The 22,018-nt window shown below is 65.8% G+C and carries 27 protein-coding genes; 2 read left to right on the forward strand and 25 right to left on the reverse strand.

What is annotated here, in order from left to right; genetic code table 11:
- Window positions 1-4: 4 nt before the first annotated feature.
- From RALTA_RS04305 to RALTA_RS04415, 22 genes are all read right to left on the reverse strand, one after another.
- Window positions 5-2,902 (reverse strand): phage tail tape measure protein, encoded by a 2,898-nt coding sequence (locus RALTA_RS04305; protein ID WP_012352213.1) that lies wholly within the window; start codon window positions 2,900-2,902, stop codon window positions 5-7.
- Window positions 2,899-2,964: a GpE family phage tail protein gene (locus tag RALTA_RS31075; RefSeq protein ID WP_373380265.1), complete on the reverse strand. Its 66-nt coding sequence runs from the start codon at window positions 2,962-2,964 to the stop codon at window positions 2,899-2,901. The genes RALTA_RS04305 and RALTA_RS31075 overlap by 4 nt, the downstream gene beginning before the upstream one ends.
- A gap of 32 nt (window positions 2,965-2,996) precedes the next feature.
- A complete protein-coding gene (locus RALTA_RS04310) occupies window positions 2,997-3,326 on the reverse strand; it encodes a phage tail assembly protein (protein WP_041232082.1) in 330 nt (109 codons plus the stop codon).
- A 66-nt stretch (window positions 3,327-3,392) separates the two neighbouring features.
- Window positions 3,393-3,902, reverse strand: coding sequence for a phage major tail tube protein (locus RALTA_RS04315; protein ID WP_012352214.1), 510 nt, complete (start codon window positions 3,900-3,902; stop codon window positions 3,393-3,395).
- Between the two features lie 28 nt (window positions 3,903-3,930).
- On the reverse strand, window positions 3,931-5,103 hold the full coding sequence (locus RALTA_RS04320) for a phage tail sheath protein (RefSeq protein ID WP_012352215.1): 1,173 nt from the start codon (window positions 5,101-5,103) through the stop codon (window positions 3,931-3,933).
- Window positions 5,104-5,254: 151 nt separating this feature from the next.
- Entirely contained in the window at window positions 5,255-6,130 is an 876-nt protein-coding gene (locus RALTA_RS04325; RefSeq protein WP_012352216.1) for a tail fiber assembly protein, read from the reverse strand.
- Window positions 6,131-6,143: 13 nt separating this feature from the next.
- Window positions 6,144-9,281 carry a bacteriophage large tail fiber protein gene (locus tag RALTA_RS30690; RefSeq protein WP_012352217.1) on the reverse strand — a complete coding sequence of 1,046 codons (3,138 nt, stop codon included), beginning with the start codon at window positions 9,279-9,281 and terminating at the stop codon, window positions 6,144-6,146.
- Between the two features lie 3 nt (window positions 9,282-9,284).
- The gene (locus RALTA_RS04345; protein WP_012352218.1) at window positions 9,285-9,827 is read right to left on the reverse strand and encodes a phage tail protein I; all 543 of its coding nucleotides are present in this window, start codon (window positions 9,825-9,827) and stop codon (window positions 9,285-9,287) included.
- The gene (locus RALTA_RS04350; RefSeq protein WP_012352219.1) at window positions 9,820-10,728 is read right to left on the reverse strand and encodes a baseplate J/gp47 family protein; all 909 of its coding nucleotides are present in this window, start codon (window positions 10,726-10,728) and stop codon (window positions 9,820-9,822) included. Before RALTA_RS04350 ends, RALTA_RS04345 begins: the two co-directional genes overlap by 8 nt.
- On the reverse strand, window positions 10,725-11,069 hold the full coding sequence (locus RALTA_RS04355) for a GPW/gp25 family protein (protein WP_041232300.1): 345 nt from the start codon (window positions 11,067-11,069) through the stop codon (window positions 10,725-10,727). The genes RALTA_RS04350 and RALTA_RS04355 overlap by 4 nt, the downstream gene beginning before the upstream one ends.
- Before the next feature lie 11 nt (window positions 11,070-11,080).
- Complete coding sequence (locus RALTA_RS04360) at window positions 11,081-11,707, reverse strand: phage baseplate assembly protein V (RefSeq protein ID WP_041232301.1); 627 nt, start codon at window positions 11,705-11,707, stop codon at window positions 11,081-11,083.
- 76 nt (window positions 11,708-11,783) lie between these two features.
- Window positions 11,784-12,230 carry a phage virion morphogenesis protein gene (locus tag RALTA_RS04365; protein WP_012352222.1) on the reverse strand — a complete coding sequence of 149 codons (447 nt, stop codon included), beginning with the start codon at window positions 12,228-12,230 and terminating at the stop codon, window positions 11,784-11,786.
- The gene (locus RALTA_RS04370) at window positions 12,227-12,667 is read right to left on the reverse strand and encodes a phage tail protein (RefSeq protein ID WP_012352223.1); all 441 of its coding nucleotides are present in this window, start codon (window positions 12,665-12,667) and stop codon (window positions 12,227-12,229) included. Before RALTA_RS04370 ends, RALTA_RS04365 begins: the two co-directional genes overlap by 4 nt.
- Window positions 12,664-13,176: a hypothetical protein gene (locus RALTA_RS04375; RefSeq protein WP_012352224.1), complete on the reverse strand. Its 513-nt coding sequence runs from the start codon at window positions 13,174-13,176 to the stop codon at window positions 12,664-12,666. Before RALTA_RS04375 ends, RALTA_RS04370 begins: the two co-directional genes overlap by 4 nt.
- Window positions 13,173-13,979 (reverse strand): N-acetylmuramidase domain-containing protein, encoded by an 807-nt coding sequence (locus tag RALTA_RS04380; RefSeq protein WP_012352225.1) that lies wholly within the window; start codon window positions 13,977-13,979, stop codon window positions 13,173-13,175. The genes RALTA_RS04375 and RALTA_RS04380 overlap by 4 nt, the downstream gene beginning before the upstream one ends.
- Window positions 13,957-14,295, reverse strand: coding sequence for a phage holin family protein (locus RALTA_RS04385; protein ID WP_012352226.1), 339 nt, complete (start codon window positions 14,293-14,295; stop codon window positions 13,957-13,959). Before RALTA_RS04385 ends, RALTA_RS04380 begins: the two co-directional genes overlap by 23 nt.
- Window positions 14,292-14,681, reverse strand: a complete 390-nt coding sequence (locus tag RALTA_RS04390) for a putative holin (protein WP_012352227.1) — start codon at window positions 14,679-14,681, stop codon at window positions 14,292-14,294. The genes RALTA_RS04385 and RALTA_RS04390 overlap by 4 nt, the downstream gene beginning before the upstream one ends.
- Before the next feature lie 15 nt (window positions 14,682-14,696).
- Window positions 14,697-14,900 (reverse strand): tail protein X, encoded by a 204-nt coding sequence (locus RALTA_RS04395; protein ID WP_012352228.1) that lies wholly within the window; start codon window positions 14,898-14,900, stop codon window positions 14,697-14,699.
- Window positions 14,900-15,367 carry a head completion/stabilization protein gene (locus RALTA_RS04400; protein ID WP_041232084.1) on the reverse strand — a complete coding sequence of 156 codons (468 nt, stop codon included), beginning with the start codon at window positions 15,365-15,367 and terminating at the stop codon, window positions 14,900-14,902. The genes RALTA_RS04395 and RALTA_RS04400 overlap by 1 nt, the downstream gene beginning before the upstream one ends.
- Window positions 15,368-15,481: 114 nt before the next feature.
- Window positions 15,482-16,204 (reverse strand): phage terminase small subunit, encoded by a 723-nt coding sequence (locus RALTA_RS04405; RefSeq protein WP_012352230.1) that lies wholly within the window; start codon window positions 16,202-16,204, stop codon window positions 15,482-15,484.
- The gene (locus RALTA_RS04410) at window positions 16,201-17,226 is read right to left on the reverse strand and encodes a phage major capsid protein, P2 family (protein ID WP_012352231.1); all 1,026 of its coding nucleotides are present in this window, start codon (window positions 17,224-17,226) and stop codon (window positions 16,201-16,203) included. The genes RALTA_RS04405 and RALTA_RS04410 overlap by 4 nt, the downstream gene beginning before the upstream one ends.
- Window positions 17,227-17,271: 45 nt before the next feature.
- The gene (locus RALTA_RS04415; RefSeq protein WP_012352232.1) at window positions 17,272-18,105 is read right to left on the reverse strand and encodes a GPO family capsid scaffolding protein; all 834 of its coding nucleotides are present in this window, start codon (window positions 18,103-18,105) and stop codon (window positions 17,272-17,274) included.
- 150 nt (window positions 18,106-18,255) lie between these two features.
- Between RALTA_RS04415 and RALTA_RS04420 the strand changes: the two genes are divergently transcribed.
- Both RALTA_RS04420 and RALTA_RS04425 read left to right on the forward strand, forming a co-directional pair.
- A complete protein-coding gene (locus RALTA_RS04420; RefSeq protein ID WP_012352233.1) occupies window positions 18,256-20,037 on the forward strand; it encodes a terminase ATPase subunit family protein in 1,782 nt (593 codons plus the stop codon).
- On the forward strand, window positions 20,034-21,074 hold the full coding sequence (locus tag RALTA_RS04425) for a phage portal protein (protein ID WP_012352234.1): 1,041 nt from the start codon (window positions 20,034-20,036) through the stop codon (window positions 21,072-21,074). The genes RALTA_RS04420 and RALTA_RS04425 overlap by 4 nt, the downstream gene beginning before the upstream one ends.
- A 45-nt stretch (window positions 21,075-21,119) precedes the next feature.
- Here RALTA_RS04425 and RALTA_RS30225 read toward each other — a convergent pair whose 3' ends face one another.
- From RALTA_RS30225 to RALTA_RS29010, 3 genes are all read right to left on the reverse strand, one after another.
- Window positions 21,120-21,458, reverse strand: coding sequence for an FxLYD domain-containing protein (locus RALTA_RS30225; protein WP_157877118.1), 339 nt, complete (start codon window positions 21,456-21,458; stop codon window positions 21,120-21,122).
- 64 nt (window positions 21,459-21,522) lie between these two features.
- A complete protein-coding gene (locus tag RALTA_RS04430; protein WP_157877119.1) occupies window positions 21,523-21,768 on the reverse strand; it encodes a hypothetical protein in 246 nt (81 codons plus the stop codon).
- An 8-nt stretch (window positions 21,769-21,776) separates the two neighbouring features.
- Entirely contained in the window at window positions 21,777-22,010 is a 234-nt protein-coding gene (locus RALTA_RS29010; protein WP_012352237.1) for a DUF2188 domain-containing protein, read from the reverse strand.
- Between the last annotated feature and the right edge of the window lie 8 nt (window positions 22,011-22,018).

The raw sequence follows: 22,018 nt of genomic DNA on the forward strand, positions 1-22,018 counted from the left end.
GGTGTCAATCCCTGTCGGTAAGTCGGGAGCGGTCCCGGGCGGCGCGCTGGGTCTCGGCTTGCCGCAGCTTCTCATCCACCAGGCGCGCAATCTCCCGTTCGTCCATGCCTGGCGCCGCGTAGACGTTGATGGTGATGGGCGCGGCCTGCTGCACTGGGGCAGGCGCCGCGGCGCTTGCAGTTGCCGACACGGGCGGCCGCGTATCGAACTTCACGGCGGCCACCGCGGGTGTGGTGCCCACAGCCACGCCAGCGCCGACGCTGGCCAGTGCCTGCGTGATCCGTGCCATGGCGCCCATGGGCCCGCCCTGGCCTTGGTTGATCCCGCGCTCGAGCCCTGCCATGGTGAAGCCGCCCAGCTCAGCGAAGACGCGGCTGGGGGAGTGGATACCCAGCTTCTCCTTGAACCAGGTCACCGCCGCGCCGGCTGCACCGGATACGGCGTCGCGCACCCGGGCGAGCCCGCTGGTGATGCCATTGGCAAAGCCAGCCATGACTTGCGCGCCGGCGTCATAGAAGGCCGTCGCCAGACGCAGCGGCATGCCGAGCACCGTGCCGATGGCCTGGCCGATCCTTTGTCCCATGGACTGTGCGGCGCCGCCAATGTCTTGCACCGGCGCGATGAGGCGCGTCAGCCAGCCCCACAGGTTGGAGAGCAGCGGCCCTACGACCTGCCGCACCAAGCCGAACGCAGCGCTGACGCCCGGAATGGCCATGACCACGCTTCCAATCGCGGTCACCAGACGCCACGCCGCCGCCACCGAGCGCATGAACGCGTCAGCGAAGCCGGCGGCCGTCGGGCCCAAGGCGCTGGCGATGCCGCTGCCCAGGCCGGTGAAGAAGGCGCGAATGGGTGCCCAATACCTGTAGACCAGCGCTGCGCCGGCGGCCAATGCCGCCACAGCCGCGAGGATGGGCCATGCGAACGGCAGCAACACCAGGCCACGCAGGACATTGAAGAGCGCCCCGGCTCGGCTCGTTGCGCCGGTCAGAAGGGCGCCGAAGCGACCGGCTGCACTGGTGGCGATGCTGAACACCGGCGCCAGTCGGCTGCCCGCAATGCCAAGCACTTGTGCGCCACGGGCCAGCAGGGTGGAGGCGGCCGAGGCGCGCGAAAGCGATGGCACCAGCGTGGAGAGCCGAATACCCAGCATCTGCAACCCATAGCGCGTCATCACAAGCGGCCCCAGTGCTGCAGCCATCGCAAGCGTCAGTGCACCCATGGCGGACAGCAGCACGCCTGCCGCCGCGGCGCCCTTCATCAGCCACCCGACCAGCGCCGGATTTGCCTGGGCGAACGCGTTGAAGCGGCTGACCAGCTCTCCCACGGTATCCATCAGCCCGACAATGGTCGAGCGCATCACCTCTCCGGCAGCGCTGCTGCCGTTGAACAACTGGTTCTGCAGCCGCTGCCAGCGGGCTGAGATGGTCTCCTGGCGCGCGGCGAACTCGCGCGACATCGACCCTTCGGCGCCGCGGCCGTTGGCCAGCTCCAGCTGGCGGCGAAACTCGTCCGGCTTGTCGACCAGCTTGGCCAGCGTATCGGAATGCTCCATGCCGACCAGCTCAACCATCACGCCGATGCGCTTGTCCTTGGGCAGCTTCTGCACCGCCTGGATCACCTCGAAGAGGGTGCCGGTGGCATCGGTGGCCATGCCCTGCTGGATGGCGGCGCTGGACAGCCCGATTTCCTTCATCGCCGCCTGGAACTTCTTGGTGCCCTTCTCGGCCGCGGCGAACTTCTGGACGATGGCGTTGACGGCGGTGGCGGCGGTCTCCGGGCGTTCGCCCAGCGTGAGCAGCGTCGAGGCCAGCGCGGCGGCGTCCGACGAGGACATCCGAACCGTCGAGACCACACCGGAGATCCGGTTCAGCACGTCGATGATGTCCCCGCCCTTGCTGATGGCGTTGTCGTCCAGGTAGTTGATCGAATCGGCGAGCGCCTGGATCTGGTTGATCGGGATGCGGAAGTTCTTCGCCACCTTTCCCATGCTTTCGGCAATCTCGTCCGGCACCGCGTCGAAGGCGGTGGCCATCATGGCGACGGTGCGGGTGTAGGCGACCAGCTCCTCGCGAGGCACTTCCATGCGCGCGCCGGCGGTCACCATCTCGGCGATGGCCGTGGTAGGAATCGGCAGCTCCTCGCCGAGCCGCTTGATCTGCCTGGCCATGTCGTAATAGACGGCCGTCAGCTTGCCACCTTCGTCTCGCGCGCCCTGGACCTGCCGGGCAATGCCGAGCATGGCGTCCTCGAAGGACACATAGTCCTTCACCGCCTTGGCAATTGGTGTCAGGGCCACGCCGCCTGCCGCGGACGCTGAAACGCCGGCACCCAGCATGGCATTGCGGGTAGCCATTCCCTTCGTATATCCAGCCTGGGCGGCGGCTAGGCGGCGCTGGTGCTCCCCGGCTGCCTTCAGCCGCGCTTCCTGCTGCGTCAGCGCCTCGGTGGCCAGGGCGATCTGGCTGCGCAGGTCGCCCTGGGCCTGCCGCAGCGAGGTGGTGCTGATGCCGGCGGCCTGCAGCCGGCCGCGCACCCCTTCCAGGCTCTGCTGCAGGTCGGCGCCACGCTGCTTCAGCATCTGGGCCTCGCGGACTGCCGCGTTGAAGTTGCGCGTCATGGCGGCCGAGGGTCGCTCCGCGCCGTCCATTTCCTGTGCCAGCGCTTTGACGCGGGCCTGCGCGGCACGCAGCTGGTTGCCCGCGATCGCAGCGTCCTTGGACAGCTTGCGGAAGCTGTCAATGTTGGCCTGAGTCCGGTTCAGCTCCTTCAGCTGGTCGCGCGCAGCGCGTACCGTGCGGGCCAGCTCGGTGCTGCTGCCCATGGCATTGCGGAAAGGTCGGGTGAGGCGGTCCACCGCCTGCAGGACGACCTCCAGTCTCAGGTTACGTGGCACGCTCATTCGTCGGATCCGCTTCGTTGCCTGGCGCGCTCGCGCCACTCCATCAGTTCGGCCACCCCCATCTCAAACAGACGGTCAGGCGGCCAATGAAAAATCACTGCAACGTCGGCGATGGCGTCTTCGACTCGGGCGGGTAGGCCTCGGCCTTCGCCGCCTTCGGCAGCAAAAAACCGCTCACCGCCGTGGCCAGCTGCGTCATGTCCGCCGGATCCAGCTGGCTCACGTCATGGGCGGTCAGGGTCGGCGTGGTAATGCGGGGCAGCACCGTATGCAGCGCGGTGACTTCCATGCGCATGAGGTCGACCAGGCTGCAGCCGCGCAGCTCGCCGGCGGCAGGCTTGCGCACGGTAATGGCGGTGATGACTTCCTTGCCGCGGGTGATCGGGGTATCCAGGGTGATGGTTTCGGACTTCACTTCGTTCATGATGGCTCTCGGAAAAGGTGGGGGAGCTGGCCCAAGGCGGGCCAGCGGACTGTCAGCGGTCTGGGGTTACAGGCCCATCGCGCGGCGCTGCTCGGCCAGACGATCCACGCCGAACACGACCTCGATGAAGTTCTCGTGGTCGATCTCGACCCACACTTCCCCGTTGATCGTCAGCTTGTAGTAGGCGAGCGAAGACTTGACCTTGAACTGGCTGCTGTCACCGACCTTGCCTGTGCCGAAGTCAAGTTCGGTGTGCCGGCCGCGCACGACGACTTCGACCGCGTCCATGTCGCCCGTGTCGTCGCGCTGGTAGGCGCCGGCGAATCGCACCATCGCGGCAGAGGCTCGCGTCACCCCGTACTGCTTGAGGATCTCGCGCATGATGCTGCCGTAGGTGGTTTCCAGCTCCAGTTTCTCGTTACCGAAGTCCAGGTCGATGGGGCCGTTCATGCCCCCCGCGCGGTATTCCTCGAGCTTTCGCGTCAGCTTCGGCAGGGTGATCTCCTCGCATTCGCCGACGTGGCTCACGCCGTCGGCGAAGACGTTGAAGTTCTTGAGCTTGCGTGGCATTGCCATGGTGTTTTCCTCTCTTGAATGCCCGCTATCAGCCGTTCACCGACGCGGCGAAGTCCATCAGGTAGCGGTCGGTGATGCGCTGGCGCAGCTGCAGGTTTTCCAGCGGCGGGACCGGCGTGTAGTCGTAGTCGATCCACAGCTTGCCGTCCTTGAGCGTGTCCTTGGTGTTGATGCCGCCATCCAGCCAGGCGGTGCCGCCCATCAGGTAGCCAAGACGCGTCCACTCGCGGAACTTGGCATTGAGGCCCTCGACGATGTCGCGGGCCAGCGAAGCCGTGAGCGGCAGGTCGATGGCCCAGGCATGCGCCTCGGCCATGGTGTCTGCCAGGATCTGCGCGGTGCGGGTGGCGCTCTCGAAAGCGAACAGCGGCTCGGAACTGCAGGTGCGCGAGCCCCAGAACCGGAAGCCCTCGAAATTGATCAGCGTGGTGACCTCGTTGCTGTTGAGGTAGCCGGCATCGGTCGCCGGATCCTGCAGATCCCAGTAGATGTCCTTGGAGACGCCGGTGACACCGTTGACCGGGACGTTGGAGATCGTCTTGTGCCACCCGACCGTCTCGTCCAGCTTCGCGCGCAAGCCCAGCGCCCGGGCAGTTGCCCACAGGTTGCGCTCGGCGTTGTTGGCCGTGTCCCAGCCCACGAAGTCAGGCCACAGCAGCATCAGCTCGCGCTGGCCGAAGTTTTCGCGGTAGGCCACCGCCTCTTCCTTGGTGGCGCAGCCATGCGCGCTGACATAGCCGAAGGCTCGGAGCTTCTGGCAGATCGAAGCGAGCGCCGTGGCGACCTCCAGCTTGTCGAGCCCAGGCACGGCCAGAATGCGCGGCGTCACGCCAAAACGCGTCTTCGCGGCCAGCAGGGCCTTCATGCCGGTATAGCGGCCGGCGGCGTTGGTGGTACCGATCAGGTTGCTGGTGGTTTCCGCTTCGGTCGCGCCCTCGGCGACACGAACGACCACCGTCATCGGGTTGGCCTGGTCGGTGATGGCCTCGAGGCTCGCGCGCAGCGTGCCTTTGGAGCCGGCCTTGCCGATGGCTGCCTGCGGGTTGGTCAGCAATACGGGGGTGTCGAGGGGGAACGCCGTGGCATCGGCGTCCTCGGCGACGGTCACCAGGCCCGGAATGGCCGTGGCGATAGTGCGGATTGGGCGGGTGCCATCATTGACCTCGATGACGCGTACGCCGTGGTGGTAGTCGGTTGCCATGCAGTCCTCCGGGAGATTGGCAGACGATGGAAAGCATCGTCCCGGCAGGATGCTGCGCACGCGCGAGGTTGTCGTGCGGTTCCTGTTGTAGGCAGAAGCCGCACAACGAATAGTTGAGGGCGCTACGCCTTGGCGCCCCGGCGGTCAGTGGTTACGAGCCCTCGGCGGCACTGGCCGCACCGTCCTTGGCATGAACCCCCGCCTCGATGGCTGCCTCATCTGGTTGCGTGGGCAACGTGACACAGAGGGGGAATGTCGGCGCCAACGCGACGTGCTGCAGCTGCAGCAGGAAAGACAGCCAGGCCTCGTAGATCGCCTTCTGCACGGCGTCGAGTTGTCCTGCTGCGTAGGCCTCCGCTTTGCCTGCCGTCGCTTCGTTTGCCAGGGCCACAAGGGCGTCATACTCGGCGCGGGCTGCGGCCTTTGCCGCTTCCTCTGCCTCAATGGCTGCGGTGATGGCTTCGACGTTCGGCGCCTCGGGCCAGTCGGCCACAACGGGGAAGTCAGTCGAATTGACAACGCGCACCAGGTCGAGCTGGTACGCAGACCAGGCTTTGAACAGGGCGGCCCCTACGGCGTCCAGCAAGCCGGCCGCATAGGCGTCTGCCTTGCCGGCGTTCGCTTCCCTGGCGATCGCCATGAGGCGGTCAAATTCGGCCATCGCAGCAGCACGGGTGCGCTCGGCGACCAAGGCGGCGTCGAGCGTCCAGCCTTCGGCGGTCCAGCGGTGCAGCTCGGACGGCCGCGGATCCGGAGTAAGGCCCGCCTCCTGGGGTGTAACGCCTGGGACGCCAAGCTCGGCAGGCTCGCCGCTTTCCGTGCGGTACAGAATGACGCCCCGGTAATCCGGCAGCATGACCCATGCGTCATCGCGGAAGAATGGCCATTCGTAGCGATTGCGCTCCGGCAGCGGTACGAGCGTGGTAAAGGCCGGCTGCAGCCAGGCGCTCGGGTTGCGCGGATCCGGGTCAGCCAGCGCGCTACTGATGTACTGGCCGGTATGGCTGTCGTAGTGGTGAATCATCATTTGGGGAAACTCCTTAGAAGGCACGGATCATGGCGAGCGCGGAGATATTGCGAACCCGAACTTCCGCGCCGCCGTCTGCATTGACCGTGATTGCGTGGCTGTGATTGCCGGCGTAGCCGACCCCTACGTTGTGTGCGTGCGAGCCATCGCCGGCGATCGAGATGCCGGTATATGAGGCGGATGTACCGGCCCACGCGTCGGCGTTCGTTACGTAAGAACCAGAGACGCGTCCAGCGCCGGTGGCCCCACCGCCGGTCCAGGTCTGGAAGCTATGGGCATGGCCGGGATCGTTGACGCCATGACCGTGCCAGCCTTGCGCATCGGTCCAGGCGCCGTGGTTGTGGTCGCCGACTGGTGTAGCGGAGGCGGCGTGCGAGTGCGTCTTGTTCTGGCTGTCCTGGAACACACCGATGCCCCGGCCAGCGTCCGCGCCGCGTGCGTCGTCCCAAAACCGCAGGTATTCGCCGCGATACTCAGGGATGCGGAACGTCGTGTTGCCATCGCCGTGGGAGAAGCATCCCCAGGAGCCGGCGAGCCATGCGGCATCCGTCACGATCGCGCCGCTTGCCTGAGCGTAGGCCCACAGCTCGGGGTAGTCCGCACGCTTAAGTAGCGCGCCGTTCAGCTTCAAGCAGCCTGCGCGCGCGGTGGTGCGCGGCTCGATGATGATTTGCCCAACAGAGGCGGTTAGCAGAGTCGACATGACCCACGCGGTCGTCGCCAGCTTGCGCGAGCTGTCGCCGGCCGGCGGGGTGTCAGCCGTCGCGTAGCCGGTTACCTGCAGTTTCGCACCGCTTCCATCGGTCGCGGTATTGCCGATTCGCAGCTCGCCGTTGTCTGCAAGGCGCATCTTCACGGCCCGCGCAGTGGTCCCCGGCGCGGTGGTGCGGAAATCCATATGCGCGCCGCGGGCCGTCGTGGTGTAGTTCTCGCTCGCGACAACCTCGACTTGCGCAGCGACGTTCATGCCGACGCCATCGGAGCCGCAGAAATTGACATGGCCCAGCGGGTCGCCGGAAAGAACGGCGCCTTGGGTCGTTACGGTGACACCGCGCGACTTACCAATGTTGATGCCGGCCGGTTGGGTGTCATTCGAAAACCGGGCCGTGTTGATGTAGCTGTCGTTGCCGGTGGCAGCATTCTGGATTCCTGCAATGGAGGTTGCCCCGACCGCAAGGTCAGCGTCCAGGCCGCGGTATAGGCGGGTAGCGATGCTGGCCGACCCAGCGACTTGCAGCAGATTGCCGTTGTCGGCAGTAGTGCCGAGCAGCAGCTTGCCTGCGAGGTGGTTCGATGCGGTACCGTCCCCATACAGGTTCCACTTGTCAGGACCTGCGCCCATGCGAAGCCGCGCGCCGATCTTGCGCAGAATGTTCGGCAGCGTCACGTCATTTGCCATAAGACCGGCGTACTCTGTCACGGTCGCACTGGCGCCAACCACTGGCGTGGGTGCGAAGAAGCCGACAAGGCTTGCCATCGTGAAGGCGGCGTCCTTGACCCTCGGGATCGACGAATAGGTGGCTCCGGTGCTCGTGGCCGTTTCGTTGAACTCCACGTTGTTGTAGATGCCATGCTGCGAAACGGCTCCGCCAGGTATCGGCAGCCCCATACGAATGGCTGCAGCGGACGAAAGCGGCCCGCCGACTGCCATGTATCCATCGGCGCTGAACAGGAACTGGTACGCGTAGCTGCCAGGCGCGGCAGTGGTGTCGAAGGACACTGACAGAATGCTGCCGTCCGCCATCAATTGAGCATTGCGAGCGCCTGCGGACCGGTCAATGAGCTGCACGCCAGGCCCGTATGACTCGATAGCCAGGCCGCCACTCGGCCCGTTCGCAGCTTGCGTATTCCCCCCGTCGATGATTCGAGCGGTCGGCGCGTTGATGGCGGGCCAGCCGGACGTTTGCAGGCCGATCACGCCGCCGGCCTTGTCGAACTTATTGCCCAGCTGTGTCGTGACGGTGGTCGCAAAATTCGGGTCGTTCCCCAGGGCCTCGGCCAGCTCCTTGAGCGTGTCGAGGGTGCCCGGAGACGAGGCGACCAGGTCGGCGATAGCCGCCATCACGAATTCAGTGCTCGCGGCTTGCTTGGTGGTTGTGCCCTTGGCTGCAGTCGGGACCAGCGGGGTACCGACAAAGGTCGGGCTATCGAGAAGGGCGAGTTCCTTCCAGGCCTGCCACGCATTGCTGGTGCGACGGCGAAATACGATGCGGTCGGAGCTATACGGAGAGAAGAGCTGAAATCCAGCGGTTCCGTACGGGCGATGCAGCGCCACACCTGGCCCGAGGTTCAGCGGGACATTGATTGCTGCGCCGGGAACATAGAGCAAACCTCCCGGCACGGTGGCGTCGTCCATATCGGTGATGGCGCCTTCGGTGCCGACCCCGCCGAACCCCAGCAGCTTTAGTCGCGCGAGCAGCTTCTTCGCGGTCACGGCGCGCGCATCATCGGTTCCCTGGTCAACCTCCGTCTGCGTGGCAATTTCCAAGAGCCCGGTGCGCGTTTCTGTCGCGGTGCGCGACGAGAGGCCGGCCGGCGTGACGGACCGCGTTGCGTCCGTGCCGGTTTGGGTTTCGCTGTTGGTGGCCAGCTCGACCAGGCCGGTGCGCGTATCGGTTGCGGTGCGCGACGAGAGGCCTGCCGGCGTGACGGACCGCGTTGCGTCCGTGCCGATTTGCGTTTCGGTGTTGTCGGCCAGCTCGACCACACCCTTTACCGTGGTGGTGGCGGGCGGATTGAGGAACGATGTGTTGCCGAACGTCAGCGCCGCGGTGTCGACCGTGGTCAGCAGGATATCGGTCGCCAGCAGCATCATCGCTGCCGGCGACTTCTCCACGATGGGCGTGTCCTGGCCGTAGGTGCCGAGCAGCACCCCGTTGTCCAGGTACAGGCCGAACCCGTACATGGTGTACTGGTCGGCCGAGTTGTCCGTCATGGTCACGTGAATCGTGTCGTCCGCGACGGTATCGCCCGCCACGGTGGTCAAGCGCGGCGCGCGCTCGTTGGGCAACGCGGTCAGGCCATCATTGTGCGCAAAAGGTGCGGTTGCGATGCCGACCGACACCACCTGGCGCGATACGGTGCCGGTGTTCTCCGGGTTGACCAGGGCGGCGCGGCCAGCGCTGGTGAGCTTGAAAAGTAGTCCTGGCATGTCTCAGGCGTCCGAAAGAGAGAGGCGGGTGTAGATAGCGGCGCGCGCTCCACCGCCGAATGCGAGGCCACCCTGCGCCTGCAGGCCCTGGGTGACGGTGTAGTGCGCGCGTACAGGCTTGGTGCGGTCGATTTCCGCGATCACGTCAGCGACGAATGCCGCGGTCGCGGCCTGGCCGTCTCGGCCGCTGATAGTCAGAACCAGCGCGAACGTGCCGGGCGTGCCTTTCGGGGTCTCCTGCCACCACTCGCGCAGAGCGATGTTGGCGCCGAAGGCAGCAACGACCTCCCGGACGGCCGCGGCAGTGCCGTTCTTGCGTGCGATCGGGATTGCGGCCTTGACGCGGGCGCGCTTGACTTGGTCGGGCCAGTAGGCTTTCCAGGCGTCCACGCCCATGTGCCAGGCGAGCCAGGGCAGCACGGATGCCGGGATTTCGTCCGGTCGCATCAGGGTGCGCAGGGGAGACGGGACGGCGCCCAGCCGGGTGTTGGCCGCGGCCAGGTAGCGCTCGAGCGGCGTTGTGTTGGGCGGCAGCAGGTTAGCCATAGATGCCACCATGCTGGATATCGGTGCCGCTGCAGTAGGTTGCCTGGGTCTGCGACGCGTTGACATTGGCCAGCGGTTCCAGCAGCTCCACGCGCTCGACACCGTCCACATGCAGGGCTGCGTACAGGCCCGACAGCGTGACTTCTCGGCCGATGCGGTGCGTCTCCGCGGTATAGGCTGCCAGGCGCACATTGGCCTCGGCCAGTACTACACCCGAATCCGGACCGGGGAAGGTGTAGATCTTCGCGCGTACCTGGTAGGGCACGATCTGAGCCGACCGAACTGTGACCAGATCGGTGAGCGGCCTGACATCATCCGCGCCAAGCACGCCGGCCACGGCGTCAATCAAGTCCTGTGGCGCCTGGCCGTTGCCTTCACGCGAAAGGATCGTCACCACGACCTCGCAGGGCGCCGGGCTGGTGGCCAATGCGTCAAGAACGCGGCCGTCGGCGCCGAGCGCATGCGAGCGGTAGGCGCCGGCCGGGCCGGCTACCGAAAAGCCTTGCGGCGCCAGCTGGATGCGCTTGCGGAAGTCCGAGTTGCTCTCCATCACCGCAGCGATGCCGTTCTCGGGGTCCGCAGGCGTCAGGGTCAAGCGCCTGACGCCGAACAGCGCGCCAAGGTGGTCCAGGTCGGCGTCCTCGGCGTAGGCCAGCATGACGGCGCGCGCCGCGTCGTTCACGCGTTGGCGCAGCACCATCTCGCGATAGGCGGATTCCTGCAGCGCCTTGACGATCGGTTCGGATTCGAGCTTGAGCGTTTCCTCGACCGCCGCACGTTCGGCCACGGGATGCAGCGAAACGAAATGCGCCTTGCGTTCGGCCAGCAGGGATTCGTAGTCGATCACCTCGACCACGTTCGGCGCAGGCAGGCGGGACAGGTCGATGGGCGTGGTGGTCATGGGGTGCCTCCGCGCAGGGGGATGTGCAGGCGGGTTGCCTCAGCGCGCGGTCCGTCCACTCGCTCGGCCTCGATGTCGATGGATAGGGCGCCATTCGCCCCGGCGTCGAATGCCACCCGGGTGACACGCAGTCGGGGTTCCCACCGGACCAAAGCCATGACCGACGCCGACATGGCGCGCAGAAGCGTGGCGCGATGCAGTGGCTGGTCGACCAACTGCGGCAGCAGGGAGCCGTAGTCGCGCCGCATGACACGCGTGCCGATCGGCGTTGTGAGGATGTCGCGCACCGATTGCGCGATGTGCTCGCAGTCGGTCAGCGTCCGACCGGTGCCGGCATTCATGCCGCGGTAGCTCACTGGATGCCCTCCGTCCAGTCGCCGCCCCGCAGGACGCCGCCGTGGTCGTGACTGTCCAGGACCACGCCGTTGGACGACAGGCTGCCGCCGGTGTGCGTGATATTGCCGCGGATTTGCGTGCCGGCGCCACCACTGCCACCCTCACCAGACATACCGCCCTGGTAGCTGAACAGACCTTCGACGGTGACTTTTCCCTTGAAGGTGGTCTGCGGGCACTCCACCACCACCTGCTGCCCGGCCCGGAGCAGCACGGTCTTGACACCGGACACCTCCAGAGCGCCGGAGGCGTGGTTGTAGCGCGTGATGGCGCCGTCCGGGTAGAGGGCGACAGTTTCGTCGGCGCTGTGGCTGGGCACATCTCGCGCGTCGGACGGCAGACCCGCCAGGATGACGCCGTTGCGCGGCTCGCCGCTTGGACACAGCATCACCACCTGTTCGCCTACGGTCGGTGGGTTCCAGGTGCGGGTGGCGCCAGCGCGCCGCTCGAGCCAAGGCAGCCAATCGGTGGTGATGCCGCCCGTGGCAATGCGCACGCGCGGCGGGGTGCCGGTATCAACCTCGGCAACAGTGCCGAGGCGGATCAGATTCTCGATCAGGCGGGCGAGTTCGGTGGTGGAGTCCATACCCGCCAGCGTGCCGTGCGCGCGCGAACCGGTCACGCGGCGGGTGTTGTGAGATCCGGCCGTACAACAGCCAGGCTCAGGCGGTGAGATGTGCGAGCACGAGATCGGTGATGCGGTCCACGTCGGCGTCGTCAAAGCCGAGCAGCTCGCGCTGCGGGTACGTGACCTCGAGGCCGGCCCGGTTGACCCGATCACGCAGCCCGAACTGGTGGACTGCGGCGATGCGCTGCGCGCGGCCGACAAAGGTCACCACGGCGGCGTCCGGACTCGTCTCCATCTTGAGAAAGCGGGTAGTGCGCAGGCGCGCGAACATCGCGCGGCGCACGCGCCCCGGCCTTAGCCGCAGCTGCGGCTTGCGCGGCTCATAGGCCGACCCGTCGGGATTGCGCTGCTCGGCGATGCGCGCGCCCTGCCGGCGGCGCATCTCTGTGGCCACGGCCCGTGCCAGCGCGCGCCGCGCTAGCGCCTCCAGGTTAGAGAGCAGGGCGCCGGCCCATGCCTCCAGGGTGCGCAAGTCGCTCATGGCGCTGCCGGCCACCACGTGGCCGGATCGTCGTCTTCGTTGACCGGTTCGGGATGGTGCTCTACCTGGTATCCGGTCCCGTTGACACGCACCGTGACGCGCTCGGTCAGCGGCAGCTTCAGGGCCAGATCCACGGTGGTGTGGTTCAGGATATCGGCCTCGAACTTCACACCGTCCTCGCGCTGTGCCGGGCTGAAGAACAGCTCGGGCTGATTGACGCGCAGCCAAGCCAGCACCGGCACCATGATCTCGTCGGAACCGGCTGCGAAGTCGGTCACGATCAGCGTGAGCGTGTACCGGTACTCGAAGGACAGCGACCTTGCGCCGGTAGCCACCAGGCGGCCTTCGTCCACGAACACATGGAGCTTCTCCGGGTGGCGTGCCAGATCGGGCACGGCCGCCGTCAGCGCTTCGCGCAGGCTGTTGGGCTTCATCATGGCGCGGGAGCCTCCCCAATGACGGTTGCCCCTTGGTCACGGAGCAGCTGCTGTAGGGCGTTCAACTGCTCGGCGTTGCCGTGGCAGACGGTGTAGTTGCCGGCAATGGCGCCGGCGACGGCAGAGAGTGCAATTCCCGAGCTGGCCGCATCAGTATCTCCGGCACCCGGACCGAGCACGGTGCCGGCAGCGGCGGCGTCATGCACGCGCACAAAGCCAATGGGAATAGTGCAAGCGGCGTCAGCTTGAGCAGGGACATAGCGCGGGATCTCCTTGATGATGGTGTCGCCCTTGACATAGACCGTATGCACCCGGTCGACATACTCGGTCACCTTGATGACGCCGGCCTCGGTGCTGTCGAGCTGTGACCGGAGACTGGCCGTCATCGCTTCGGCGTCGCTGGCGCGCTTCTGCGCGGCCTGGTAGCGATCCGTCATCCAGGCGCCGGTGCCGGCGACACCCAGCAGCAGCACGCCGACGGCGAGGAAGCGGGCCAGGCTGCGATTCATGCCGGCTCCTTTTCTTCGGCGTCATAGCGCGCGAAGGCGCGTGCCAGCTTCACGTCATAGAGGTTCTCGCGGTATGCCGGGCCGTTGTAAAGGCTGGCGAACGTTGGCCAGCGGCGAGCCTTGAGCGCCTTGTGCAGTACCGGATCCGCGAGGATGAACCGGACGAACGCGTCGAGCTGGGCGGCTTCGCTGTCGCGCATGCAAGCTGAAAACGCCTGCACGCTGGGGTAGCCCAGGCGCTCCCAGTGATAGCCCATCACCTGGAACAGTCCCCAGCTTGCCGCAGCCAGCGCGCAGGCTTCATCGATGTCAGCGGCTCGGGCGAGCCGCATGTGTTCCGCGGCACCGCCTGCATAGCCGCCCCGTGCGGCGTTGACCAGGTTCGGGTACTGGCGTGCCAGCGCGTCGGCGTCACGGCCAGCCACCTTTAGTTGCCGGAACATGATGTGCCGCTCGAACAGGATCACCGGGCGGCCATCCGCCAGGAAGCCGGAACCGCGACTCTCCACCTCATTCACCGCCCGCACTGCCGCCAGGGGCACCTCCAGCACGTCGGCGGCACGCTGCAAATCGGCGGCGCTCAGATGCGCCGGTTGCCGCGTGTCGCGCTGCAGGGCCAGTAACGTTTTCGGCCCGGCGATACCATCGACTACCAGACCGTATCGTGCCTGCGCGGCCCGCACGGCTGCGAGTGTCGCGGCGTCAAAGTCGCCCGTCATCTCCAGCTGGGCGCCACGCTCGCGCAGCAGGCGCTGCAACTCGCGTACATCCGCGCCAACGTCACCGAGTCGCAGGATGGTCATCGCAGGATCTCCGGAGGAAGCGAACGAGCCAAGAGCAGCCGCCATCGGCATCCGCCATGCGGAACAGCTCCACCACATTGCCCCGCACGGCATACACGGCGAGGCACAGCACGGCTGTGATGCCGCTCTGGGAGAGCATGGCCCAGTCGTAGCGACCAAACAGCACGCCGATGGTGACGGCGCCCGCTAGCACGATCAGCACATAGGCCAGACGCGCGGCCCAAGGCCGGTGCGCGGCGCCGGCGCGCCGGAAGAGCAGGAGGCGGATGGCGATCAGTGCGCACAGCGTCGCCTGGATGAAGAAATGGATGGTCACTTGTTGCCTCCTTGTCCGTTACCGCGGAAGTAGCCGACGAGGCGGTCTCCATTGCTGGCCACGCGTATCAGCATCAACAGGAGCTTGACGATCACCGCTGAGGCCACCAGCGCGCCGACGCCGTGGCTCACCTCTGCGTCGGTAGGCAGCGCCTTGGCGATCAGCGCCGCGGCCAGCGGTGCGGCGAGGCAGCCCGCCACGATGGACAGCACCAGAAAAGCGAGCTTCTTGGCTGTCGACATGTCGTCGGAATTGAGCGCGAACACCGCGGCGCCGGCAAAGGCGCCGAGCACCGTCGCCGCGTCCACGCCGGGCAGCAGCGTGATGGCCCCAACGCCGGTGACGGCAATGGCGGTGGTGGTGCCGGTGGAAATGGGTTCAGCCATGGTCGAATCCTTGGGTCAGTCCCACAGCTGCACGCGTTGGACGGCAGGCTGTGGAGAGGTGTCGGGCAGGTCGATGACCGTGCCGTGGGGTAGGACCGGACCGAGATCGGCCAGGCCGGGATTGGCCTCAAGCACGGCCTCGGTAACGCCGGCGGTGCGGCCGTAGACGCGTTGGCAGACTGCGTCGACGGTGTCACCCTGGAGGGTTCGCACGCGCATCAGATCAGCTCCACGGTGGTGCGCGTGATGCCCAGCAGGTCGCTGATGGCCCACCGCGCGTCGCGCCGCAGGTCTTCCACCGCTTGCAGCAGCGCCTCGGCGGTCTTGTTTCCGGCCGCCGTGGCGTCGTAGTCGCGGTATCGCTCGATCAGGCCCGCGCGCGCCTGGCAATACAGCGCGCGCAGGTAGCGGTGCAGATTGGCGGACTTGCCGTCGATTCGCGCTGCCGGTACGGCGTCCAGCGTGGCATGGCCCGCGGCCTGCTGGGCTGCCTTCCAGCTATCCAATTCCGCGTTGACCGACAACGCCGCCTCGATCAGTGCCGCGCGCAGTCGGTCCGGTGTTACGGTGCCGTCCTGACGCATGGCGGCTGATGCCTGGTCGACGTCGATGGCCGGGAAGAAGCCATCGTTGGCAATCAGGTTTTGGCCGGGGGTTGCCACAGCGGTGGCGATGAAAGATGACATGGGGTCGCTGGTCGTGGAGGCGGTGGACGGGGCAATCGTCAGGGTTGGCCGGCATGTAGCCGGCGCGTCCATGGGATGCCCCGTGCCGCCTGATGCGCGGGGTCACGCTCGGTGTCAGCTGCGGCCGTCGCCCTCCTTGGCGCCGGCTGCTGCTGCGTTCTTGATCTCGCGCTCGAGGCGCTCGATATCCTTCTTGACGCCGACCTTGTCGTGCAGCTCCAGTGCACGGCGCAGGTTGCGCAGCGCGAACTCGCGGCGCTCCTGCTGGCGCTCGGCCGGCGTGGTGTCGACCAGTGCGGCATGGGCGTAGCCGACCGCCTTGTGCAGCTTGGCGCGCACTTCGTCGGGCATGTCCTGGTCGTGGACCAGCATGCCGACCTCGCCTAGGGCGTCGACGTCGACCGGCTGTCTGGCTTCCACGGCCTTGATCGTCATGGCCGAATACTCCTCGGCGATCAGACACGCCGTGGTGCGCTGGTACTGGTCAGGCATCACCAGGCCGTGGCGGATGGCGTAGCTGGCCAGCGGCAGGGCGCCGGCGAAGTCGCCCACGTCGATGTGCCAGACCATCACGTGCATGAAGACCTCGTCCTGCACGCCGGTGTCGGCGTCCAGCACACCCTGCACCCAGGCCGCATAGGCGGGCAGCATGGCGCGCTTGGCATCGGCCTTGCGCTCGATCGACTGGATCTGCTTGAGCTGGCGCTTGTGCTCCGCCAACTGCGCCAGCATCAGCTCATGGCCCGAGGCATGGTGCAGCGGGTTGTCGGCCTCGGCGGCGGCTGCCGCCCGCTGCGCGCTCACGCGCAGGAAATGATTGCGGGCGGGGCTCGTCATTCGGCGGCCACCTCGATGTTCTCGGCCATGGCGGCGCAGGCGAGATCCTCGATCACGTACGCGTCGTTGCTGGACTCGTAGTTCTCGATGCGGTCGCGCTTGGCGTTGTCGACGATCGTGCGCCGGCGCGAGCCTTCCTGGTAGTAGATCGACAGGTTGTCCAGGCGCGTGACCAGCAGGGCAGCCGGCGGGAAGTAGGGCACCCGCACAGCCGGCAGGTTGCCGATACGCTTCTGGCTCATGATGATGTCAGTCGCCAGCTTCTGCGTCGGGTCGCGGTCTTTGTTCAGCAGCGGGAAATACTTGTCGGCCAGCAACTGGCGGCCGCACACCACCACCAGATCGGGATCTTCGGCATACCACGGCGCCACCAGGTGACTGCACATGTCGAACACCAGGGCGTCGAGGCTGGCATAGTCGCGCGCGGCATCGGTGTCGGGACCGCCGACGATGATCTTGCCCACCGCCTTGCCATCCTTCATCACGCGCTCCGGTGCTTCCTCGCGCAGGTGCTGCAGCCAGCCCTTGTTGACGTCCTGCAGCATCGGGTTGGTGACACGGTCGGAGGTGGCGGCGCGGCTCACGCCGTTGAAGCCGATCATGATGCGATCCAGCGCCTGGCGACGCAGGATGGCGTCGCGGATACGGGTCTGGAAGTCGGGGAACTTGGCCCAGGCATCCAGCATGCGGTAGGTGATGTGGGTGTCCGAGTTGGTCTGCTCGCAGCGGTAGTTGCGGTCGTCCAGCGTCGCAATGTCGCGGGTCTGCCGGTCCTGCGCCGCGGTGTCGGTGGTGCTGGCCACCGGACCCGACACGCCGAGGCCGATCTTCTCGCCTTCCTGCTCGGTCACGCCGTAAACGTTGATCTTGCTCAGGAACTCGCTGGATTCCTGCACCTTGGTTTCCAGCTTCTGCTGGACGCTGGGCTGCACGCTGAACTTGCGGTCCACGCGCTCGACGCCGTTGATCTCGGCGATTTTGGCTTCGTATGCCGCGTACTTGCGGCGGGTGTCGTTGCGCATTGAGTTGGCTCCGGTGGGTTGTTGTGTCGCTGTCCGGGGGCCGGCTCAGCAGTCGGTTTCGATGACGCTGCCGTCGCCGCCGGTGGCAGGCGGGCGGCGGCTGAAGTCTTCCTTCTTCTCCAGCGCGCCCTTGAGCGTGCTGAACGCTTCCTTGTCCTTGGCTTGATCGGCCTGCAGGGCGTCCAGGCGCTCGGTGACGCCATTGATCGCCTTGCTGAAGGTTTCGCCCAGGCTCTGCACTTCCTTGGCAATGGTTTGCACGGCTTCCTGCATGTCGGCGTGACGCGCGTCGTTCCCGGCGTCCGACTTGTCTTGGCGGGCGAAGAGCTTCTTGATGCTGGCAGCAAAGCCGGCCGCGGGCGCGGTGGCGGGCGTATCGCTGGGGAAGTCGAGCTCGACCGGCACGGCCTCGGAGAACAGATTGTTCGGATCCTGCTTGCGCTCGGCCAGCGGGTTGGTCTTCGCCTTGGCGCTGAACTGCAGCATTTCGCAGCCCAGGCTGGCCGGGTTGTCGGTGACGGCCAGGCCAACCAGATAGGCTTCGCCGGTGTCCGCGAAATCCGGGTTCACTTCCATGGAGCAGAACACCTTCTGCCGCGCCTTGTTGAAGGCGATCAGCTCGGCTGTGGGGTCCAGCTGCGCGTAGAGGCGCATCTTGCCGCCTTCCTCCTCGGTCTTGAGCGCCAGCACGTCACCGTACGCCTTGAACGGGCCATCGGGCACGATGCCGCGGATGTGCTCCAGGTTGATGCGCGCCCCGTAGGTGTCCGGGTCATAGCTCGCCGCCATCTGCACCAGCATCTCGCGGTCGATCACGCGGCCGTCGCTTGTCGCGCCTTCGGTGGCAATGCGGAAAAACTTCGGGTTCTTGCCGGCCATGGGTTCCTCTTCGGTCGTGGTTAGGTGTGGTTACGTCGTTCTGCCATGTTGGGCGGGCTGCCACGCACGGGCAACGCAATCGCGTTGTGCGACAGAGCGCTACAACACCGCTCACGTGGCACGCGCGCGCGCGACCGGTAGCGTTGCGGCATGACTACGCTTCCGCCTCTTTCCATCCATTCGTTCGATCCAGAAATGGAGCCGCGGCGCATCGCGCGCGCGCTCTACTGGCAGGGCTATCGTGTCGCGCGCATTGCGGAAATGCTTCGCGTGAAGCCGGTGACCGTACACAGCTGGAAGCGCCGCGACGCGTGGGACAAGGCGGATGCCGTGGAGCGCATCGGGACCAGCATCGAGGCGCGCATGGCGCTGCTGGTGGCCAAGGAGAAGAAGGAAGGGAAGGATTACAAAGAGATCGACCTGCTCGGGCGGCAGATCGAGCGCCTGGCTCGCGTGCGGAGGTATGAGGACAGCGGAAACGAGGCCGATCTCAACCCGAAGGTGGCCAACCGAAACAAGGGCCCGCGCAAGAAGCCGGAGCGCAATGCGATCAGCGACGAGGAGCAGGGCCAGCTGGTCGACGCCTTCATGGATTCGATGTTCGACTATCAGCGCGTCTGGTACGAGGCCGGCCTGGTCGAGCGCATCCGCAACATCCTGAAGAGCCGGCAGATCGGTGCTACGTGGTACTTCGCCCGCGAAGCCTTTATCGATGCGCTGACCAGGGGCCGCAACCAGATTTTCCTGTCGGCCAGCAAGGCGCAGGCCCACGTCTTCAAGCACTACATCATCCAGTTTGCCAAGGACGCCGCAGGCGTGGAGTTGAAGGGGGATCCGCTGGTGCTGCCCAACGGCGCGACGCTGTATTTCCTCGGCACCAACGCGCGCACGGCCCAGAGCTATCACGGCAATCTGTACCTTGACGAATACTTCTGGATCCAGCGCTTCCAGGAGCTGCGCAAGGTGGCCTCCGGCATGGCGATCCACGCGAAGTGGCGGCAGACATATTTCTCGACGCCATCGAGCCTGGCGCATGAGGCGTATCCCTTCTGGTCGGGCGCCTTGTTCAACCGCGGCCGCAGGAAAGACCAGCATGTGCAGGTGGACGTCAGCCACGCGCATCTGCAGGCAGGCCGGCGCTGCGCGGACGGGCAGTGGCGCCAGGTGGTGACCGTCGAGGATGCGGTGCGCGGCGGCTGCAACCTGTTCGACCTGGAGCAGCTGCGCCGCGAGTACAGCGACGCCGACTTCGAGAACCTGCTGATGTGCGGCTTCATTGACGACACGGCATCCGTCTTCCCATTGTCGATGCTGATGCGCTGCATGGTAGACAGCTGGGAAGTCTGGGAGGACTTCCGCCACTGGTCGCCGCGCCCGCTGGGCAACCGTGAAGTGTGGGTGGGCTACGACCCCAACGGTGGCGGCGGTGACAGCGCCGCGCTGGTGGTGGTTGCGCCGCCGCTGGTGCCGGGCGGCAAGTTCCGCGTTCTCGAGAAACACCAGTTCCGCGGCATCGACTACGAGGAGCAAGCCGCGGCCGTCCTCAAGGTGTGCGAGCGCTACAACGTGACCTACATTGGCATCGACCGCACCGGCGTCGGCGATGCCGTCTATAAGGTCGTGCTGAAGACACGCCCCGAGGCGCAGGGCTTCACTTATTCGGTCGACGTGAAGACCGGGCTGGTGCTCAAAGCTACCGACGTCATCAGCAAGGGACGCCTGGAGTTCGATGCCGGTTGGACTGACTTCGCCGCGTCGTTCATGTCGATCCGCAAGACCACCACGGCCGCCGGCGGCCGTGTCACCTACCAGGCTGGCCGCTCCGAAGAAACGAGCCACGCCGATCTGGCATGGGCGTGCATGCACGCGCTGGCCCATGAGCCGATTGAGGGCGTGACCACCACCAACACCAGCATTCTGGAGTTCTCATGACCCGCAAGAAATACCGCGGCGCGGCCAACGGCGCCGCACCTGTGCCGGCCGAACCGGCGCGCGATGCCTCTGTGGAGGCCTTCAGCTTCGGCGATCCGGTGGCGGTCCTGGACCGCCGAGAGCTGCTCGACTACGTGGAGTGCTTGCGCGTCGGCGACTGGTATGAGCCGCCGCTGCCGTGGGATGGCTTGGCGCGCAGCTTCCGCGCGGCCGTCCATAACAGCTCGCCGATCTATGTGAAGCGCAACATCCTGGTCTCCACGTTCATTCCCCACAAGCTGCTGTCGCGTTCGGCCTTCGCGCGGTGGGTGCAGGATTTTCTGGTGTTCGGCAACGGGTATCTGGAGCGGCGGGACAACGTGCTGGGCAAGCCCATCGCGCTGGAACCGGCGATGGCCAAGTATGTTCGCCGGGGCGTGGATCTGGAGACCTACCACTTCGTGCAGAACTGGCAGGACACGCACACCTTCAAGCGGGGCAGCATCTTTCACCTGCTGGAGCCGGACATTAACCAGGAGGTGTACGGGCTGCCCGAATACCTTTCGGCGCTCAACGCTACCTGGCTCAATGAATCGGCCACGCTGTTCCGCCGGCGCTACTACAAGAACGGCAGCCACGCCGGCTTCATCCTGTACATGACCGATGCCGCGCAGAAGCAGGAAGACGTGGATGTCCTGCGCAAGGCGCTCAAGGAGTCCAAAGGGCCGGGCAATTTCCGTAATCTGTTCATGTACGCGCCAGGAGGAAAGAAGGACGGCATTCAACTGCTGCCGGTCTCCGAGGTGGCTGCCAAGGACGAGTTCTGGAACATCAAAAACGTGACGCGCGACGACCAACTGGCCGCGCACCGCGTGCCGCCCCAGTTGATGGGGATTATTCCTAACAACACCGGCGGCTTCGGTGACGCTGAGAAGGCCGCCATGGTCTTTGCCCGCAACGAGGTCAAGCCGCTGCAGGACCGACTGGTGGAAGTGAATGACTGGCTAGGGCAGGAGATCGTGCGCTTCGAGCCTTATGAATTGGCCTCTGGCCGTTGATCGAAGGGCGCTACTTATCGTCCGACGATCAATGGAAGGGGCAAATCAGAAGGCCTTTACATCTACGACTTTGGCCGTCGCCACTTCGCTGTACGGCGACAGCGCCTGTATTTGCCATGACTGTCCTGGTTCCAACGCAGTGGTGTTGGCCATGGCAATTCCAAGTTGTGTACCAGCGGCGTCATAAAGAGCAAACGTGACCGAAATCAGGCCGGTCGTGCGCCTTGAGTTGTTGGTCATGATGCCCTTCACCATGGCGAGCCCAGAAGGCGCTCTGATGAGTTCGAGGCTCGAGATCGGAAGGCTCGTAACTTGAGCCTGTGCTGCGGGTACGCAAATCACTGCAGCCATTGCTGCAAAGGCATACCGGGCGAGATAGGGCATATGTTGATCCACAAAGCGTTGAGATGGCCCCGGCCTTGATGGATGGAGGCCGGGGCGAGCGGGTTCAGCCAAGCACCTTAGCCAGGTGATGTAAGCCAATCCACATGAGGAGGAACGGAGGCACGATGTCACCCCAGTCTATGTGCTTCACTCCAGCCGCCACCTGTGTCTGAATGGCCATTACGCATGCGCCAAATGCGGCTGCTGTAGCGATTCCCGCCGCAATTGCGATGACCTGCCGATTGTCGAATATCAGCACTGCAAAGACTGCGGCGAAAGCGACGAAGCTGAAAAACGGTCTGAATTTCATGTCGCACCTCACCGCTTCTTATCCCGCGGAGGGAAAGGGTCATTGCCATAGCTATCGCTATCTTGAATGCGCCCATTCCGACCATGCACGACAAGCTCAACCTTGTCGCGCCGCGCCTGATCGCGCCCGATGCTAAGCGCATCTGCTTTGGTCGGCGCGACTACGCCAACGCGTGTTGCGCCTTCACGGCGCGTGGCCCAGCCGTCCTTATGGGGGACAACGTGGATATCCTTCTTTGGCATTTTGAGAC

Origin of the sequence: Cupriavidus taiwanensis LMG 19424 (assembly GCF_000069785.1) — a bacterium.
GTDB classification, from domain to species: Bacteria; Pseudomonadota; Gammaproteobacteria; order Burkholderiales; family Burkholderiaceae; genus Cupriavidus; species Cupriavidus taiwanensis.